This is a genomic window from Bradyrhizobium sp. JYMT SZCCT0428 (assembly GCF_018131075.1).
Taxonomy (GTDB): Bacteria; Pseudomonadota; Alphaproteobacteria; order Rhizobiales; family Xanthobacteraceae; genus Bradyrhizobium.
Window position 1 is genome coordinate 295,368 of the sequence record NZ_JAFCLS010000003.1, and the last position, 17,297, is coordinate 312,664.

The 17,297-nt window shown below is 61.6% G+C and carries 17 protein-coding genes; 10 read left to right on the forward strand and 7 right to left on the reverse strand.

Going from position 1 to position 17,297, the window contains the following annotated elements; all coding sequences use genetic code 11:
* Nucleotides 1-307: 307 nt before the first annotated feature.
* Both dnaA and rpsT read right to left on the reverse strand, forming a co-directional pair.
* Nucleotides 308-1,738 carry a chromosomal replication initiator protein DnaA gene (gene dnaA, locus JQ575_RS04765; RefSeq protein WP_212032096.1) on the reverse strand — a complete coding sequence of 477 codons (1,431 nt, stop codon included), beginning with the start codon at nt 1,736-1,738 and terminating at the stop codon, nt 308-310.
* Nucleotides 1,739-2,953: 1,215 nt separating this feature from the next.
* Entirely contained in the window at nt 2,954-3,220 is a 267-nt protein-coding gene (gene rpsT / locus JQ575_RS04770) for a 30S ribosomal protein S20 (RefSeq protein ID WP_192736317.1), read from the reverse strand.
* Nucleotides 3,221-3,566: 346 nt separating this feature from the next.
* Here rpsT and JQ575_RS04775 point away from each other — a divergent pair, with 346 nt between their 5' ends.
* The 4 genes from JQ575_RS04775 (at nt 3,567) to JQ575_RS04790 (ending at nt 6,826) form a co-directional block, all read left to right on the forward strand.
* The gene (locus JQ575_RS04775; protein ID WP_192736318.1) at nt 3,567-3,884 is read left to right on the forward strand and encodes a hypothetical protein; all 318 of its coding nucleotides are present in this window, start codon (nt 3,567-3,569) and stop codon (nt 3,882-3,884) included.
* Between the two features lie 121 nt (nt 3,885-4,005).
* Nucleotides 4,006-4,665 carry a peptide-methionine (S)-S-oxide reductase MsrA gene (gene msrA, locus JQ575_RS04780; protein WP_212032097.1) on the forward strand — a complete coding sequence of 220 codons (660 nt, stop codon included), beginning with the start codon at nt 4,006-4,008 and terminating at the stop codon, nt 4,663-4,665.
* A 223-nt stretch (nt 4,666-4,888) separates the two neighbouring features.
* A complete protein-coding gene (locus JQ575_RS04785; RefSeq protein ID WP_212032098.1) occupies nt 4,889-5,644 on the forward strand; it encodes a polysaccharide biosynthesis/export family protein in 756 nt (251 codons plus the stop codon).
* A 171-nt stretch (nt 5,645-5,815) separates the two neighbouring features.
* On the forward strand, nt 5,816-6,826 hold the full coding sequence (locus JQ575_RS04790; RefSeq protein ID WP_212032099.1) for a tripartite tricarboxylate transporter substrate binding protein: 1,011 nt from the start codon (nt 5,816-5,818) through the stop codon (nt 6,824-6,826).
* A 114-nt stretch (nt 6,827-6,940) separates the two neighbouring features.
* Here JQ575_RS04790 and JQ575_RS04795 read toward each other — a convergent pair whose 3' ends face one another.
* The 3 genes from JQ575_RS04795 to JQ575_RS04805 all read right to left on the reverse strand — a co-directional run bounded on the left by JQ575_RS04795 (nt 6,941) and on the right by JQ575_RS04805 (nt 8,818).
* Complete coding sequence (locus tag JQ575_RS04795; protein ID WP_212032100.1) at nt 6,941-7,615, reverse strand: dienelactone hydrolase family protein; 675 nt, start codon at nt 7,613-7,615, stop codon at nt 6,941-6,943.
* A 73-nt stretch (nt 7,616-7,688) separates the two neighbouring features.
* Complete coding sequence (locus tag JQ575_RS04800; RefSeq protein WP_212032101.1) at nt 7,689-8,033, reverse strand: hypothetical protein; 345 nt, start codon at nt 8,031-8,033, stop codon at nt 7,689-7,691.
* Nucleotides 8,030-8,818, reverse strand: a complete 789-nt coding sequence (locus tag JQ575_RS04805; RefSeq protein WP_212032102.1) for an alpha/beta fold hydrolase — start codon at nt 8,816-8,818, stop codon at nt 8,030-8,032. Before JQ575_RS04805 ends, JQ575_RS04800 begins: the two co-directional genes overlap by 4 nt.
* An 83-nt stretch (nt 8,819-8,901) precedes the next feature.
* On the opposite strand from JQ575_RS04805, the gene JQ575_RS04810 reads away from it, so the two are divergent.
* From JQ575_RS04810 to JQ575_RS04825, 4 genes are all read left to right on the forward strand, one after another.
* A complete protein-coding gene (locus tag JQ575_RS04810) occupies nt 8,902-9,060 on the forward strand; it encodes a hypothetical protein (protein ID WP_212032103.1) in 159 nt (52 codons plus the stop codon).
* A gap of 81 nt (nt 9,061-9,141) precedes the next feature.
* Nucleotides 9,142-9,633, forward strand: coding sequence for a (2Fe-2S)-binding protein (locus JQ575_RS04815; RefSeq protein WP_212032104.1), 492 nt, complete (start codon nt 9,142-9,144; stop codon nt 9,631-9,633).
* Nucleotides 9,630-11,921, forward strand: coding sequence for a molybdopterin cofactor-binding domain-containing protein (locus tag JQ575_RS04820; protein WP_212032105.1), 2,292 nt, complete (start codon nt 9,630-9,632; stop codon nt 11,919-11,921). Before JQ575_RS04815 ends, JQ575_RS04820 begins: the two co-directional genes overlap by 4 nt.
* A 608-nt stretch (nt 11,922-12,529) precedes the next feature.
* Nucleotides 12,530-13,510, forward strand: a complete 981-nt coding sequence (locus JQ575_RS04825) for a hypothetical protein (protein WP_212032106.1) — start codon at nt 12,530-12,532, stop codon at nt 13,508-13,510.
* A 133-nt stretch (nt 13,511-13,643) separates the two neighbouring features.
* Here JQ575_RS04825 and JQ575_RS04830 read toward each other — a convergent pair whose 3' ends face one another.
* Nucleotides 13,644-14,297 carry an alpha/beta fold hydrolase gene (locus tag JQ575_RS04830; protein WP_249166429.1) on the reverse strand — a complete coding sequence of 218 codons (654 nt, stop codon included), beginning with the start codon at nt 14,295-14,297 and terminating at the stop codon, nt 13,644-13,646.
* Nucleotides 14,298-14,510: 213 nt separating this feature from the next.
* Between JQ575_RS04830 and JQ575_RS45605 the strand changes: the two genes are divergently transcribed.
* Nucleotides 14,511-15,164 (forward strand): aminotransferase class V-fold PLP-dependent enzyme, encoded by a 654-nt coding sequence (locus JQ575_RS45605; RefSeq protein ID WP_283842582.1) that lies wholly within the window; start codon nt 14,511-14,513, stop codon nt 15,162-15,164.
* Nucleotides 15,161-15,817 (forward strand): aminotransferase class V-fold PLP-dependent enzyme, encoded by a 657-nt coding sequence (locus JQ575_RS45610; RefSeq protein ID WP_283842583.1) that lies wholly within the window; start codon nt 15,161-15,163, stop codon nt 15,815-15,817. Before JQ575_RS45605 ends, JQ575_RS45610 begins: the two co-directional genes overlap by 4 nt.
* Nucleotides 15,818-15,919: 102 nt before the next feature.
* On the opposite strand, the gene JQ575_RS04840 is transcribed toward JQ575_RS45610, so the two are convergent.
* Nucleotides 15,920-16,708, reverse strand: a complete 789-nt coding sequence (locus tag JQ575_RS04840; RefSeq protein ID WP_283842584.1) for an MOSC domain-containing protein — start codon at nt 16,706-16,708, stop codon at nt 15,920-15,922.
* Between the last annotated feature and the right edge of the window lie 589 nt (nt 16,709-17,297).

The following is a 17,297-nucleotide window of genomic DNA, read 5'->3' on the forward strand; positions in this document are numbered from 1 at the left end:
CCGCCTGATCCCTAAGATGGAAAAGCCGGGCGGCCCTGAAGGCGCGCCGCGGCCATTGAAACCCGAAAGCCGGATCAAGATGGGACTTGATCAAACCTTCGGGGGGACCGCAAGGTGGCGCGGATAGAGCCCAAGCGCAAGGGATAGCGACGCCGTTTCCCACGGTTTGCGGGCAAATTCACCGTCGTCCCGGCGCAGGCCGGGACCCATAACCACAGGCGTGTGTGGCTTGCACAAGCCGTCGGCCAGGGTGCCCAAACGCCCGGCCGCGGAGTATGGGTTCCGGCGTTCGCCGGAACGACGGCGTTCATTCCTGCAACTGGCGCTTCAGCGATTCCACCTCTTCCGACAGCGCGGTATCCCGGGACACCAGTGCCTCGATCTTGCGCACGGCGTGCAGCACCGTGGTGTGATCGCGTCCGCCGAACCGGCGGCCGATCTCGGGCAGCGACCGCAGCGTCAGCGTCTTGGCCAGGTACATCGCGACCTGGCGCGGGCGAACCACATTGGCGGTACGCCGGGAGGACAACAGGTCCGAACGGCTGACATTGTATTGCCGCGCCACCACGCGCTGGATGTCCTCGATCTTGATCCGCTTCGGTTCCTGCGGGCGGATCAGGTCGCGGACTTCGCGCTCGGCCATTTCCAGTGTCACCGGCTGGGCGTTGAGCTTGGAGTGCGCGAGCAGCCGGTTGATGGCGCCTTCGAGATCCCGGCCGTTATGGGTGATGGTGCGCGCGAGATAGTCCAGCACCGGTTCCGGCACGTCGAAGCTCGCATGATGGGCGCGGGCCGCGGCGACGCGCGATTTGAGGATGCCGAGCCGAAGCTCTTCGCCGAGCGAGCCCATTTCCACGACGAGGCCGCCGGCCAGTCGCGAGCGCACGCGATCATCGAGGCTTTCGAGATCGGACGGCGGACGGTCGGCCGCGATCACGACTTGGCGGCCGGCATCGATCAGCGCGTTCAGCGTATGGCAGAACTCGGCCTGGGTCGATTTGCCCTGCAGGAACTGCAGATCGTCGATCACGAGCACGTCGATGCCGCGCAGCGCTTCCTTGAACGCCAGCGCCGTCTGCGTCTTCAACGCGGCGACGAAGCCGTACATGAACTTCTCGGCGGTGAGATAGAGCACCTTGCGCTCGTTGCCGGAATTGCCGGCCCATGTGACGGCCTGCAACAGATGGGTTTTGCCGAGGCCGACGCCGGCGTGAATATAGAGAGGATTGAACATCACCGCATCGCCGCGCCGCCCTTCGGCGACCTGGCGTGCCGCCGCATGCGCCAGCGTGTTGGAGCGGCCGATCACGAAACTTGCAAAGGTGAGGCGCGGGTCGAGCGGCGAGCCGCCGAGCGCATCATGGCTCGCGGACACCGGCGCGGTCGCGGTGGCGCGCAGCTCGGGCGCGGGGCGACCGTTGGCATGCTCGATGCGGCGCTGATCGGCCGGCGCGGGAGCTTCCTTCGCGGGTGCGGCGCATCGCATCGCCGTGCGCACGGTGAGGTCGATCCGGTGCACTTCGGGCATCTCGGCCTGCCAGCAGGCGAGCACCCGATCGGCGTAATGCGCCTGGATCCAGCTCTTGAGGAACCGGGTCGGAACCGACAGATGGACGTTCTCGTCCTGCACGCCTTCCAGATCCATGCGCGCGAACCAGCTCGTATAGACGTCTTCGCCTACCGTCGTCCGCAACCGACCCTTCACCCGCGACCAGCGATCCTGTTCGATATTCGTCATTGCCTGATAACTTTTCTGAAGGAGTAATGTTCGTTGCTAAATCGCCTTGCAGGGTTCCTGCCAACAGGGGTGCTGCAAGGCGTGACCTCAAGCGGGGCTTCAACTCCGGACATAGATCAACCGTTCGGCGCGAACCGCCGCTGGTCAAATTGTCAGTTGGAGAAGAAGGTTTCCCGCGAGGTCAGCGCGTACTCGACGGTCTTTTCGGAGTTCGCACCGAGGAGTGGTTGGAAAAGAAGGCTGGAGCAACCAATACGGTCAGATGTGAAATGTGTCCGTCTAATGCCGCGATTCCGTAAAGCATAGTGCCTCCCCCTCTCGCCGCGAGAACGCGGCGAGTTGTCATGTCGAAAGTGTTTTTCAAAGTCAGTCTGCCGCTACCGGACATCTGCCCGGCGCTGCGCCGCCGCGTAACCTCAGTCTGTCGTCTTCAACACGTTCACGCACTACGCGTTCCCAACGATGCGGTTGCCAACACTTGCCTTATCTCCCTAGTCATCGACACGCGAAACATGCACGCCACGTCTGAGAAATTTAGACACAGAACAACCATTCTCATATTGCTATGAGTTACCAACTTAGCATCGCTTGGAAAGCGTCGCTAACGCGCACACCGCCGCCGATTTGCACGTCCACCCTTGGGTCTCAAACCGCGCTGGTCTGGAGAGCCGTGGGCGTCGCGAACGACACTAGATGTACACCAAGCGGAAATTCTGACAATCCGTGAATCGACGTGCGTGACCGAGTCCTCGGCTGTGTGGCCCGGTTGCAATTGTGACACTCGAAAGCAACGTTTTGGATTCGTGAACAGATTCGGGCGCGCTTGCTCATCGTGACAATTTTCGACGCACTCGAGAAAAATTTTAAGAAACCGTTACAATCGCTCTTGCGCAGACCATTTTTCAAACCGCTTGAAGTCGCTATGTGGATAAGTGATTAGCGAGACGAAGTTTTTCGCGATTCTTTTTTAGGGTAACTCTCGCGTGGCTTTTTCAGCAAACAGCGGCAGTGTTTTTGAATCTCGCGCAGCAAAACTCGCTGTGCATCTCGCGTCTGCGCACAGCATTGCCGTTGCAACAAACTGTACCGCGTAAAACTACGGGGCCGAAGAAATATGACACGCGCCCTGCTGTGCAGCAACGGGACAATCGAATTGGAAAAAGAAAAAGCCCGGCCAAGGCCGGGCTTCTTTGACGAATATTTTTTTTCGTCAGTTCATTTCGCGAGCTTGGCGATCTGGTGCGTCAGGCGTGACACCTTCCGGCTCGCGTTGTTCTTGTGAATGATGTTGCGCTGCGCGGCTTGCATCAGTTCCGGTTCCGCGCGCGCCATCGCCTTCAACGCTGCATCGCGGTCGCCGCTCTTGATGGCTTCTTCGACGGTGCGAACCGCACCACGCATCTGGGTGCGGCGCGACTTGTTGATGATGGTGCGGCGGGCAATCTTGCGGGTCGCCTTTTTGGCGGAAGTGGTATTGGCCATGTTCTCAACTATCCTTCGGCTGTCATCGCTCGGGTGGTCGGGCTTGAGCGCGCCGGCCGTTCAAATTGCGCTGGTGTGTTTCTAAGGTGTCCTTGAGGTCGCCATGCTCGGGAGCCAAAATACTCCCACCGCGGCGCGGCTCAAAGAACAGCGGCGGCGGGATTGCGCCCGCCGCCATTGGGGGTCTTATAGAGGGCCGGTCCTGCACCGTCAACGCTTTCTGGACCTCCAAAAATCGGAAAATCCGGCCGGAAATGGCGCATAAGGCGCTGACGAGGTTGAATTTATTAGGGGAGCCCGGTATTGGCCTGACGGCCTTCCGGGCCCGACAGACATAAGGTGATGCATGATCCGCGGTTTCTTCCGGCTAATTGGCCTGCTGCTCCTGGCCGGCGGATTCATCTTCATGGTCTATGACGGCGCACGGTATGTCGCCGACCAGACTCTGCGTTTCACCCGGTTTGGGCAGTTCTGGAACGACATCCACCAGTCCAGCCAGCTGGCGTTTCGTACCTCGGTCGAGGGGGCCGCGCCCTGGCTCTGGAACAGCGTCATCAAGGTCCTGCTGGACCAGCCGGTTTTCGCGGTGCTGGGCGTGTTCGGCATTCTCTTGATGATCCTGTTCCGGCCCCGCAAGCCGCTGATCGGCTATTCGCGCGACTGACAGGCTTTGCAAAGGAGAGGCTTGCGTAACAGGGCTGCGGCAACCCGCGTAAAGCCTTATATAGAAGTCAGCCGGCTGCCGCCGTTTGCGCGCCAGCCGATGTTCCGCCTGGAGGCAATTCATGTTGTTCATGCGCAAGACCACCGCGTTGCCGAGTGCCGCCGAAGCGCTGCCGGGCCGCGCCACGCCGATCCCGACCGCGTCAACCCATTTCGTCAACGGCCGCAAGCTGCAGCCGCCTTATCCTGACGGTCTCGAGCAGGCGGTGTTCGCGCTCGGCTGTTTCTGGGGCGCCGAGCGCAAGTTCTGGCAACTCGGCGAGGGCATTTTTGCGACCGCCGTCGGTTACGCCGGCGGCCACACGCCCAATCCGACCTACGAAGAAGTTTGCTCGGGCCGCACCGGTCACACCGAAGTGGTGCTGGTCGTGTTCGATCCGAAGAAGATCACCTTTGAGGCGCTGCTGAAGACGTTCTGGGAAAATCACAACCCGACGCAGGGCATGCGCCAGGGCAACGATGTCGGCACCCAGTATCGTTCCGCGATCTACACGCGCAGCGATGCGCAAGCCAAAGCCGCCGATGCGTCGAAGGCGATGTACCAGAAGGCGCTGGCAGCCAAGGGCCTTGGCGCCATCACCACCGAGATCGCGCCGTCTGGTGAATTCTATTTTGCCGAGGACTATCACCAGCAATATCTCGCCAAGAATCCGGCCGGCTATTGCGGGCTCGGCGGCACCGGCGTGTCGTGCCCGATCGGCGTCGGCGCGACTGCCGCCTAGGCCCGTCATTGCGAGCGAAGCGAAGCAATCCATCTCTCCGCGCAGGGATAGAGCGGGGATAGAATGGATTGCTTCGTCGCTACGCTCCCTTGCGCAAACGCTTCGCGTTTGTCGCAGGCAATGACGCTGGTCTGCTCGCTGTGTTCCGTTACGGCAGCGCACCCCAAAAAAACGCTTTGTTAACCATAACCGGTGCAAGACTAGAGCTGTCTCGCTTTGAGGGATGGCTCCGGTGCGAGTTGCGCGCGCGTTTCGATTTTCGATCACTGCGATGATGGCCGCGCTCGCTTTGTCGGGGTGCATGTGCACGGCCGGACCCGTCGCGGTCGCGCCGCAAGCCGATCTCGACGCCATGACCTATGGCGCGGCGCCGGCGCCGGTCGCCGTCGTGGACAATAGCGGCGGCGGCGCCATCAGCGCGATGCGCGCGTCCTTTGCCAGAACTCCGCGTCCGGTTTACGCGCCCGCGCCTGTGGTTGTCGCAGCGCCCATGGCCTACGCCGAACCGGTCCGATATGACACGTCGTATCATCTCGATGCCGGCGACAGGCTGCGCGTCGTGGTCTACGGCCAGGAAGGCCTCACCAATACTTACGCGATCGATGCCGGCGGCTCGATCACGATACCGCTGATCGGCTCGGTGCCGGCGCGCGGCCGCACGCCCGCCGGTCTCGCGGCCGAGATCGCAGCCAAACTGCGCGCCGGTTTCATCCGTGATCCCTCCGTCGCGGTTGAGATCGAAGCCTACCGGCCGTTCTTCATTCTCGGCGAAGTGGCGGCGCCCGGACAATATCCTTACGTGCCCAACATGACCGTCGAGAGCGCGGTTGCGATTGCCGGCGGTTTCTCGCCCCGCGCGCGCCGTGACCGCGTGACGGTGACACACACCGATGGCTCGGGAACCGCGCGCTACGTTGTTCCGCCCGGTACCTCGATCAGCCCGGGCGATACGGTGCTGGTCGGCGAGCGCTGGTTTTAGCGGCGCTGTTCCGATCATTCCGTGCAGCGGCATTACCGTTATCAGTGCCATTGGCTGGCTGTGGTGAATCAGCGCATTCGGCGCGAAGCGCCGGATCGGAACTTGCCTCTCACAGGCCAGCGGCATAAGCCGCCGTCAACGCAAATCCATTGAAATCGACCAGAGGAAGAGATGAGCATCCGTTTGCCAATCAAGCTCGCGCGCACCGCAATTTCAGCTGCAATGATCGCAGGGATTGCCATGACGGCGGTGTGCGTGTCCGCCGGTCAGGCGGCGGCGCAGTCCTCCTATCCGGACCGGCGCATAACCTTCGTGGTGCCTTATCCCGCGGGCGGAGCCACCGACGTTTCGGCGCGTCTCCTGGCCAACAAACTTTCGGAAGCGTGGAAGCAGCCCGTCGTCGTCGAAAACAAGTCGGGCGGCGGCGGGGTGGTCGGCAATGATTACGTCGCCAAGGCGCAGCCCGATGGCTACACCGTGCTGGTCGCCATCACCCAGATCATCCAGGCGCCGAGCCTGGTTGCGAAACTGCCCTACGACGTCTTCAAGGATCTCGCGCCGGTGACCCAGGTCGGGCTGTCGACGGTCGTGCTGACGGTCCCCGAGGCACAGCCGATCAAGACGGTCAAGGAACTGATCGATCACGCCAAGGCGAACCCCGGCAAGGTGCCGTACGGCTCGTTCGGCAACGCGACGACGTCGCATCTCTACGGCGAACTCCTGAAGAAGAACGCGGGCATCGACATGACCCATGTTCCCTACCGTGGCGCGGCGCCGCTGGTGAACGACCTGCTCAACAACACGGTAACCGCAGGCTTCGTTGATCTGACCACGGCCGGCCCGCAAATCCAGGCCGGCAAGGTCCGGGCGCTGGCGGTCGGCGGCGAAAAGCGCAGGACCCAGCTGCCGAACGTGCCGACGATGGCCGAACTCGGCTTCCCCGGCTTTGAGGCCGAAGGCTGGGTCGGTGTCTTCGTGCCCGCTGCAACGCCCAAGGACATCGTCACGAAACTGTCCGCGGAACTGGCCCGCATCATCGCTTCCCCTGAGGGCGTAGCAGGGCTCGAGACGGTCAGCCTGATGCCGGTCGGCGGTACGGCGGAAACCTTCGCAGCCACCCTGCGCCGCGACTCGGCGCGCTGGGCGGATGTCGTGAAAGCCACCGGCGTCAAGGGCGAGTAAGGCCGGGTTTGCCTTGCTCTGTCATTGCCGGGCTTGACCCGGCAATCCATCCCCTTCGAAGAAGCTCTCTTTTCGATGGATGCGCGGGTCAAGCCCGCGCATGACAAGTCTTTTCTATTTCTTCAAATGCCGGGCAAAGAAATCAAGGCTGCGCGGCCAGGCGATGTCGGCGCTGGTCTTGTCGTAGCTGGCGCGCTCGTCGCAGTGAAAGCCGTGCTGCGCGCCGGGATAGACGAACACTTCGACATCGGGCCGTTTGGACTTGATGGTCTCGACGTCGGTCAAGGGAATGCCGGCGTCCTTTTCACCGAAATGCAATTGCGTCGGCACTTTCGGCTTGTCGTCGGCGAAGCGGACGACGGCGCCGCCGTAATAGCCGACCGCGGCCGATAGCCCCGTCAGTTTGGTCGCAGCCGCAAAGGCGATGCTGCCGCCGAGGCAGAAGCCGATGATGCCGACCGGGCCCACGCTCTTGACCGCATCGATCGCGGCCTGGGTGTCGAGCAGCATCGCCGCCCAATCCGGATTGGCGACGAACTTGCGCGCGTTCGCGACTTCGTCCGGCGAATAGCCGCTCTGGAAATTGGGGGTGATGCGGTCGAAGATCGACGGCGCGATCGCGACATAGCCGGCGCTCGCCAGGCGATCGCACACCGAGCGAATGTGGTGATTGACGCCAAAGATCTCCTGGATCACCACGATGGCCGCCTTTGGCGCGCCCGCCGGATCGGCGCGATAGCCGCCGAGCTTGAAGCCGTCCGAAGCCGTCAGTGTAATATCCTGTCCCACGGGTTATCCTTTTTGTTGAAGTGTTGCTTTTTGTTGAAGGGTTGCACGAAGCCTGTTGCAGGGAAGGCGGCTGCTACTGCCACATCCAGTTGTGACCCCAGTCGCCCTTCCAGCCCGCCAGCCGGCCTTTGCGGAATTGCAGATAGAGCCGATGCTTGCTGGGAAACAATCCGCTGCCGCCGAGATCGCGGAAGGTGAGGAACACCTCATCGCCCGGCCGTCCCTTGACGTAATTGAGCGGCGTTCCAAGCGCGCGTTCGGCCTCCTGCGCATCCATGCCGAACGCCAGCGGCGTGGTGTTCGACAGGGTTTCGGTGAACGGCGGCGGGTAGGGGCCGCCGAACGGCGGCAGCTTTTGCGCAAGCGCAGATGCAGCGCTGGCGACGAGAAGCAGAGAAGCCGCGGCAATCGCCTTCATGTCGCGGCCCTCGCGCTTGCCTTTGCATCTAGGCCATCGAGGAACGGCAGCACCGCTTCGATAAAAGCCTGCGGCTGATCGATGTTGACGGCGTGGCCGGCGGCCGGAATCACCACCTTCTTCGCACCGGGAATTTTTGCCGCCATGTAATCGGATGCGGCCAGGAACGGCGTGTCGTCGGCGCCGACCACCACCAGCGACGGCACCTTGATGTCGGGCAGCGATTCAATCACGCGCGCGTCGCGCTGGATCAGCATGCCGCGTGCGGCCCGCGCCAGTCCCGACGCGTCGCGATGGCTGACGCCGGAGCGTTCGCGGCTGGCGGATTTCAGAACGTCGAGGCCCTCGCGGTCGAAGCGGTTGCCGGTTTCATGGGCGCGCTTGTTCCAGACCTCGCGCGCATCGTCCTTCTTGAAGCCGGGTCCGGTGTCGATGATCAGAAGCGCCCGCACGCGCTCGGGGTGACTGCGATAGAACGCCAGCGACATGTAGCCGCCGAGCGACAGCCCGCCGACGATGGCCTTGTCCGCGCCGACCTCGTCCAGCAAGGCTGCCATGTCGGCCACCGTCAGCGCTTCGCTATAGGCCGCCGGGTCATCGGGGTAATCCGACTGGCCGTGGCCGCGCATGTCCCACAACACGAGTTTGTGATGTTTCGACAGCGCCTCGATCTGGCCCTGCCACATCCCTGATGTCGAGGAATAGCCGTGGGTCAAGAGCAGCGGCGGGCCGCTGCCATGCACCTCGTAATAGACGTTGACGCCGTCACGGTCGATTTTCGGCATTTCGGATTCCCGGCCAGGATAATGTGTGATTTCGATCCTGGCGGCATCCTAGCGCGATCCGTCAGCGGTTGGGAAATGCGGAAATGACGGACCGTGCCCACGCCGCGGGCATTCCAAATCAATGGTACGCGCAAGGTCTTGCCGCAGCGCACAACCGAATTTTTCAAAACTTTATTCTCTTCGAACGATTCCAAATTGCATTGCCTCTAATTCCGATCGGTATCATTCTTCGCGCCAACTGACATCGACCCGGTGGGTGTCGGCCAATGCCCAACAGTGAGTTGCCGCCGTAAGCGGCATCCAACACCGGAAGGGGAGCGCAAATGCCAAATCTGAACATCAACGGGCGGAATATGTCCGTCGAAGCGGCGGGCGATACGCCGCTGCTATGGGTCATCCGCGAGCAATTGCAGATGACCGGCACGAAATTCGGATGCGGCGCCGGCCTGTGTGGCGCCTGCACGATTCACGTCAACGGCGAAGCTGTCAGGTCCTGCCAGACCATGGTCAGCGACGCCGTCGGCAAGAAGATCACCACCATCGAAGGCCTCAGCGCCAAGAGCGATCATCCGCTGCAGAAGGCCTGGATCCTCGAGCAGGTTCCGCAATGCGGCTACTGCCAGTCCGGCCAGATCATGCAGGCGGCTTCGCTGCTTTCCAAGAATTCCAATCCGACCAAGGAAGAAGTGGTTGCGCATATGGACGGCAATCTGTGCCGCTGCATGACCTATTCCCGCATCCAGAAGGCTATCCTGCGCGCCGCCGCCGACATGCGCACCGCGTCCAACGCCGGCACCGAGCGGAGGCCCACATGAATACGCACGTGAAAAAGATCTCCGGCGAACCCGCCGACCTCAGCCGCCGCTCCTTCCTCGTCGGCACCGCCGCCGCGGGCCTTGCGCTCGGCTACTCCGCGGTTCCGGGCCTGCTCGGCGCCGATCAGGCGCTGGCGGCTCCGGCCAAGTTCGATCCCAGCGTCTGGTACTCGATCGGGCCGGATGGACTGGTCACCGTGACGTGCGGCAAGGCCGATATGGGCCAGCACATCGCCTCGACCATGGCGCAGATCGTTTCCGAAGAGCTCGGCTCGTCCTGGAAGGACATGCGGGTTCAACTGGCCTCCAACGATCCGAAGTTCAACGATCCTGTATTGGGCGCGCAGATCACCGGCGGCAGCTGGTCGACGATGATGAACTTCGATGCGATGAGCCGCGCGGGCGCCGCGGGGCGGATCGCGCTGACGCAGGCGGCAGCCACGATCATGGGCGTTCCCGCCGGCGAACTGGTGGTGCGCGATTCCACCGTGTCGCATCCCAAGTCGAAGAAGTCGATGAGCTTTGCCGACATCGTCAAGAGCGGCAAAATTACAAAAACCTTCACGCCGGACGAGCTCAAGGCGATCAAGCTCAAGACCCCCGATCAATACACAATGGTCGGCGTTTCCGTTCCGCAGCTTGATATCCCGCCGAAGAGCAACGGCACGGCCAAATACGGCATCGACGTCAATGTGCCGGGCATGGTCTACGGCGCTGTGGTGACTCCGCCGGTGCGCTTTGGCGCCACGGTGAAATCGGTCGATGATTCCGCGGCCAAGAAAGTGCCGGGCTTCATCAAGGCGGTGACGCTTGACGACAAGACCGGCAGCACGACTGGCTGGGTGGTGGCGGTAGCCAATACCTATGCCAATGCGAAGAAGGCGGCGGGAACGCTGAAGATCGCCTATGACGGTGGTCCGAACGCCAAGCTGTCGAGCGAGTCGCTGCTGGAAGAGGCGAAGCGGCTGCAGAAGCTGGATGATTCCGGGCAGTTCTTCGTCAAGGACGGCGACACCGCGGCGGCCTTCGGGACCGCGGCGAAGGTGCTGGAGGCGGAATATACCACCAGCATCAACATCCACGCGCCGCTCGAGCCGATGAACGCCACCGCGGAGTTCAAGGGCGACATCCTGAACATCTATTCCGGCAACCAGTTCGCGACGCGCTCCGGCGCGATCGCGGCGGGCGCCGCCGGTATAGATCCAAAGTTCGTCGTGATGCACCAGATGTGGCTGGGCGGCGGCTTCGGCCGGCGTCTCGACGCCGACATGATGGTGCCCGCGGTGCAGGCGGCGAAGGCCGTCGGCAAGCCGGTCAAGGTGATCTACTCCCGCGAAAACGACATGACCATGGACTATTCGCGGCCGCTGACCTTCCAGAAGGTCAAGGCGGGTCTCGACGGCGACGGCAAGCTGATCGCGCTCAATCATGACGTGGTCAGCGCGTGGCCGACCCAGCGCTGGGGCATCCCCGATTTCCTGTCGCCCTCGGTCGACAAGAAGGGGCCGCTCGACGCGTTCACCGTGAACGGCGCGGATTTCTTCTATTCCGTGCCCAATCACAATGTGCGCGCCATCAAGAACGAGATGGCGCACAACGCCACCCCGTCGGGACAGCTGCGGTCGGTCGCGCCGGGCTGGACCTTCTGGGCGGTCGAAAGCATGATCGACGAGCTCGCCCACGCCGCCGGCAAGGATCCCGCCGAGTACCGGATCTCCCTGCTCGACGGCAAAGGCAAGAACGATGGTGGCGCGCAGCGTCTGCGCAGCACTTTGCTCGCGGCGATGGGCATGGCCGGCTACGGCACCGTCAAGCTCCCCAAGGGAGAAGGCATGGGCGTAGCCTGCGTGTCGTCGCAGGAGCGGGCGACCGCCAGCTGGACCGCCTGCGTGGCCCATGTTGCGGTGTCGCCGAGCGGCGAGGTCAAGGTCAAGAAGCTGACCGTCGCCACCGACGTCGGCATGCAGGTGCATCCCGACAACATCCGCGCCCAGGTCGAGGGCGCGGCGCTGTGGGGCCTTTCGCTCGCGATGTATGAAAAGGCGACGCTGAAGGACGGCGGTATCGAGCAGACCAACTTCGATACCTACACCCCGCTCCGCATGAGCCAGATGCCGGAAGTCGCCGTCAACGTCATCGCCAACGGCGAAAAGCCGACCGGCGTCGGCGAGCCGGCGGTGACGGTGATCGCGCCAGCGTTGGGCAACGCCATCTTCAACGCCTGCGGCGCCCGCGTCCGCGCGTTGCCGATCACGGCGGAGGCGGTGAAGGCGAACATGAAGGCGTAAGGGCTTTCAGGTTAGGCAACAACAACGATCCGCCGGAGATTTCTCCGGCGGATTTTTTTTGGAGCGACAATTGTTCGAACGTGATGTCGTTGCGCGGATAGCCGCAAATGCCGCACCCCAGCGCTCACAGCAAAAGAGCGTTGGGGTGGTCTACCCTACTGATAAGACTGGGTCGCTTGGTGTCGTGCGAGTTCGATTTTCAGCACATCTCTCGCACCATGACGCCGCTCAAGGATTCTGCAGTCTTGTCATCTGCTTAGCCATATAGCGAAATCATGCCCCCGGAGCTCCGCGCTCTTTTGCCGTGAGCGCGCAACTCCCCCGAGATCTGTATCTAGTTGAAAAGGCGAGACAATACATTTTTGTCCGGAAGGCCGTTGTGCCTCCCCTCTCAAGTGCCTCTCAATGTTGAAACAGCCACGGCCGAATCGGGCATTGGCACTTTTCGATGGAGACTATGTCGTGGCACACCCTCAGCGACTCGAAATAAGACTGTTCGGCACCAGGATCCTTGCCGAAGGCATCGCTGGTATCGTCGGAGCGATAGCTTTAGTTGGTTTGATCTTGATCACTTACTTAGGAATCTGACAGGCAGGAGCAATTCCGCTATGGGCCGCACGCTGGAGCAATTGATCGACAGCTACCGCACTGATCCGGACTCCGACTTCCTGAAGCTCAAGTATCAAGTTCGCACCAAGCACGATGGTGAGCTAACGCGTCTATTAGAAAAGCACGGCCGAGCTCAGCTTCGGGACATTCAATTGCGGATGCTGACGGCTTGGTATCGCGACGCGCTTGCGGATGGCAAGATAGCGAAGGCTCGATCGCTTGTGAGCCGGCTGCGCGAGTTGTTTCGTTTCGGTCGCCTATTTCTTGAAGATGGCGACTGCCATCGGTTGTTCGAAGTTCTCCGTAAGCTTCAGTTGGACATGTCGCCGCCGAGACGAGTTGAGATGACGGCGGATCACGCTCGAGCGATATGCAAGACCGCTCGCGAGCACTTTGGTTGGCACTCGATCGCGCTAGCCCAAGCACTGCAGTTCGAGTTGCTACTTGGACAGAAGGACGTCATCGGAGAGTGGGTTCCGGTGGGTGAGCCCGGCGAATCTGATGTCGTGCAGCCGGGGAAGAAGTGGCTACGCGGGTTGCGGTGGTCCGGCATAGACGACAAGTTGATCCTAAGTCATCAGGTCGGCTCGGGCCAACGACCTATCGAAGCCGACCTCAGAACTGCGCCCATGGTGACCGAGGAATTGCAATGGCTGGCCGGCGAGGGTCCTCTTGTCGTTGCAGGAGAGGCTACCGAGAAGGCAATGATCAATCGCGAATTTCTGCCTGCGTCCGGGCCAGTCATCATCTGCGATACGACTGGGATGCCGTGGTCGACCCCCGAGTTTCGGCGCAAGTGGCGACTGGTGGCCAAGAAAGCCGGCGTGCCGGACAACGTAACTAACAGAGATAGTTTACCCACCGGCATGATCCGCGGCGGCCCTGACCGGGCCGAAATCCGACAAAAGTACTCTCTAAAAAGAATAGACTACAGCCTGCGGATGGCGCGTCGATTTTCCGAAGACTCCTCGGATGATTAAACCGCATGCCGTGACGGTCGGATGAGAAACACATGCAATCCGTGGAGCGGATTCTCTCTAATCCTCCGTATGGATCGGCGGGTTAAGGAAAACTCGCTCTTTGCGAGTTTAGGGCGTTGCACTCGTTAATTGGTCAAACCTGAGCCAGCAATATCTCGGCCAAAGCCTCGGGCTTCAGCCGAGCTACATTGTGCCCGCAATCGAAGGTAAAGGTCGACCACTCCGGCTCGCCGCTCAGGCGTCGATAGAGGTCAAGGAACGGACTTCCTTCCCATCCATGTGCGCCGATGTAGGTCTTGCGCGGTACCTCACGCCAGCGTCCGCTGAGTTTGATGGATTGCAGAAACGTCGCCATCGGTTGCGGCCGGCAGCGCGGGTCAAGGGTGGGAGGCGGCGCGCAGTTCAGTCCGTCGGCCTGCGCGCCCGCGACGAACATATCTCGAAAACGCGGCGTCGTCAGCGACCAGACGGAGTCGCCGGAATCAGGCACATAGGCGTCCACATAGACCAGCGCCCGGATGTGCGATGGCGCAGCATCAGCTGCGCCGCTCACGACCATCCCGCCGTAGGATTGTCCAACAAGGACCACGTCGCCCTGCTGCGACTTCACGGCGCTGACGACCTCACCAATGTGAGTTTCAAGATTGGCCATCGGGGCGGGCGCATCGCCGAGCCCTGAAAGGGTGGTCGGCAGGGCCTTGTGCCCGTGCGCGGTCAGTATCTCTGCCACCTGTTGGTAGACCCAGCCGCCCTGCCAACCTCCGGCGATGAGGATAAAGGTGGCCATATGATTCATCCCTGACGTTGACACCTGCGGAAATTCGACATCTCTTTAGTCGAAATCAAGACCACGTGCCGGTTGACTGTGCTGAATTGAAGCTCGTGGGGCGACGCCCCTTTAATCCGCCATCTCGGTTAAAGAGAATCCGCCTTACGCGTAATGTCATGAAGCTGTCGTCTCAAATTGAGATCAAGCGCTCTTGATCCGAGGGAGGCTATCATGAACCGGACCCCGCAATTTTCCCGGCGCGGCGTGCTGGGTGGCACGGCGGCGACCATCGTCACGGCCAGCAGCGCCAGCGCGCAAAATGGCGCATCGTCACTTCCGTCGTTCACGCGGACTGGCGACAGCATCCCGCAGGACCGGGCGTTCTGGGAGCAAGTCGCGTCGCTCTACGACGTCGATCGCAGCATTGCCAATCTGGAGAACGGCTATTGGGGCATCATGGCCAGGCCGGTTCTTGCCGAATTCGTTCGCCAGACGGAGAGGATCAATCAACAGAATACCGCCTATGCCCGCACGAAATTCGGCGCGGATTCCGACGCGGTCGTCAGCGCGCTCGCACGTACGGCCGGTGTCGACAAGGATGAGATCGCCATCACCCGGGGGGCGACCGAGGCGCTGCAGAATCTCATTGTCAATTATAACCGTCTCCAGCCCGGCGATTCCGTTCTCTACGCCGATCTCGACTATGACTCGATGCAGTTCGCGATGGAGTGGCTGAAAGAACGGCGCGGCGTCGGCGTTTTCAAGATTGCGCTGCCGGAGCCCGCCACCAGGCAGGCCATTCTCGATGCCTACGCCAAAGCCATCCGCGAAACGCCGAAGCTGAAGCTGATCCTGCTTACCCATCTGACCATCGCACCGGATTGATCATCCCGGTCAAGGAAATCGCCGCGATGGCGCGGGAGAAGAACATCGACGTCATTCTCGACGCCGCGCATTCATGGGGCCAGGTCGATTTTCAGATCGCCGATCTCGGCGTCGATTTCATCGGCTTCAATCTGCACAAATGGATCGGGGCGCCGGTCGGCATTGGCTTCCTCTATATTCGGAAAGGCCGTCTGGACGCGATCGACCGGCACTATGGCGACGGCAGTTTCGATCCGAACGACATCCGCACGCGCGTTCATACCGGTACCGCGAACTTTGCGACCATCCTGACGCTTCCGTTGGCGTTGAAGTTGCACGAGACCATCGGCACGCCGGCCAAGGCCGCACGTCTGCGCTATCTGCGCGACCGCTGGGTCGCAAAGGCGCGCGCGTTGCCGAACATCGAGGTGCTGACGCCGGACGAGCCGGGGTTGGCTGCAGGGATCACTTCCTTCCGGGTCAGGAACAAGGGATCGCGCGAGGACAACAATGCGCTGGTTGTCGCCTTGCGCGACAGGCACAAGGTTCTCACCGTGCGCCGCGATGGCGTAGCCAAGGGGCAGTGCATCCGTGTCAGCCCCGCGCTCTACACGACCGAGGAAGAACTCGATCGCTTCGTCGCCGCTCTCGCGGTTGAGACGAGCATGGGTTGAGGCCAAGCTCTGTGCCGCAAGCGCAGGGCCGTAGGGCGGCTTCGCTTTAATCCGCCATCTCGTATGGATCTGCGGGTTAAGGACAGCCGCCCGACACCGCTCCTAATCCTCAAGAACGATCTCGTCCCCCGGGCGAACCAGTCCCTCCACCAGCACAGCGGCGTAGACGCCGGCTCTGTTGTCATGATTCTTGGCGACATACTGCAAGATATCGGAATTCTCTTCGAGCGACTCCGGATCAAGGTTGATCATGCGGCAACGGATGTCGCGTTCCAGAATGTGAACCGTCAGTTTCGAACCGATCCGCAGCCGCCGGCCGACGAAGGCGTCTTCGGCGAAGCTTTCACCGGAATTGAGATCGACATAAAGGTTTTCGCGAAAGCGGCGCTTGTCGAGGCTCACACCCACCGCGCGGCCAATGCCGTCGATCGTCCGGGTCGCAAGCAGCGAAAGCGGGCGGCAGTCCGTGATGGCGCGATCGGATCGTCGCATGGTCAGTTCGCCCGGCGACGATTCGTCGGCCAGCGCGCCGAGCAACCTGTCATCATCGACCCCAAAAATTTCTCCCGACGGTGTCGCGACATCGACAGCGAGATCCTCAAGGCTTGGATAAAGCGGGGTGATGCCTGGCCCGCGCGCCTCGGCCTCGGCAAGGTTGCTCGGCAGCACCGAACGCGCCGCCTCCCGGAAAAACGGACGATACCGCAGCATATCCGGGCGAGCCCGCGCCGTAAGATACGGAAATGCCGTGGGCGCGGCCGAGTTATGGACCGCGTAAAGGCGGTCGCCCAAAACTCCGGAGAAACTGACATAGCCTTCCGGCAGCATTTCGCCGCGCATGCTCTTCACAGGATAGCGCCAAACACTTTCGACCCGACCAACAACATTCATCCAAATCGACCACGGCTGATTGCATTATTCTCCACCGTAGTTCCTTCCGACTGATTTGCAAAACCCGATTGAGGTGCTTCGCGCGCAAGCGCAATCTCGCGGATTTACCTGCGACAAATCAGCCCGACGGGCAAATCGCTTCTGATTTATCGAAATCGTGTCAAGTCCTTAAGTTCCGAAAATCAAAAATATTCCCCTTCCCTTCCACCCCAAATCACCTGCACATCATTAGCCATCCCGTCCCACTCAGAGGGGCGTTGGCCATCGTCACGACGAGGGACGGGTCGCGGTGGACGTAACAGTTGCGATTGACGGTCGCGGCTGAAGCGTACGGCGAAAGCGTGTGGTCCTGGCGCCCGTAACGGCGTCAAGCTCTGAAGAAGCTAACGCTTCGGAGGGGTGACGGTGGCAATAGAGGCCGTCTCACCGGGGAGAGCGCGTTATAAGCCGTAAAGCCATTGCGCAGGGAATGTCGGATGTTCTCCGCTGCCCTGTATGCTCATGTGCAGCATTCTTATGCACAATCGCACATGAGACCGCGGGTGCAGCGCGCATCCGGCATTCCCTGCGCCCTCTGAATTGAGAGGGC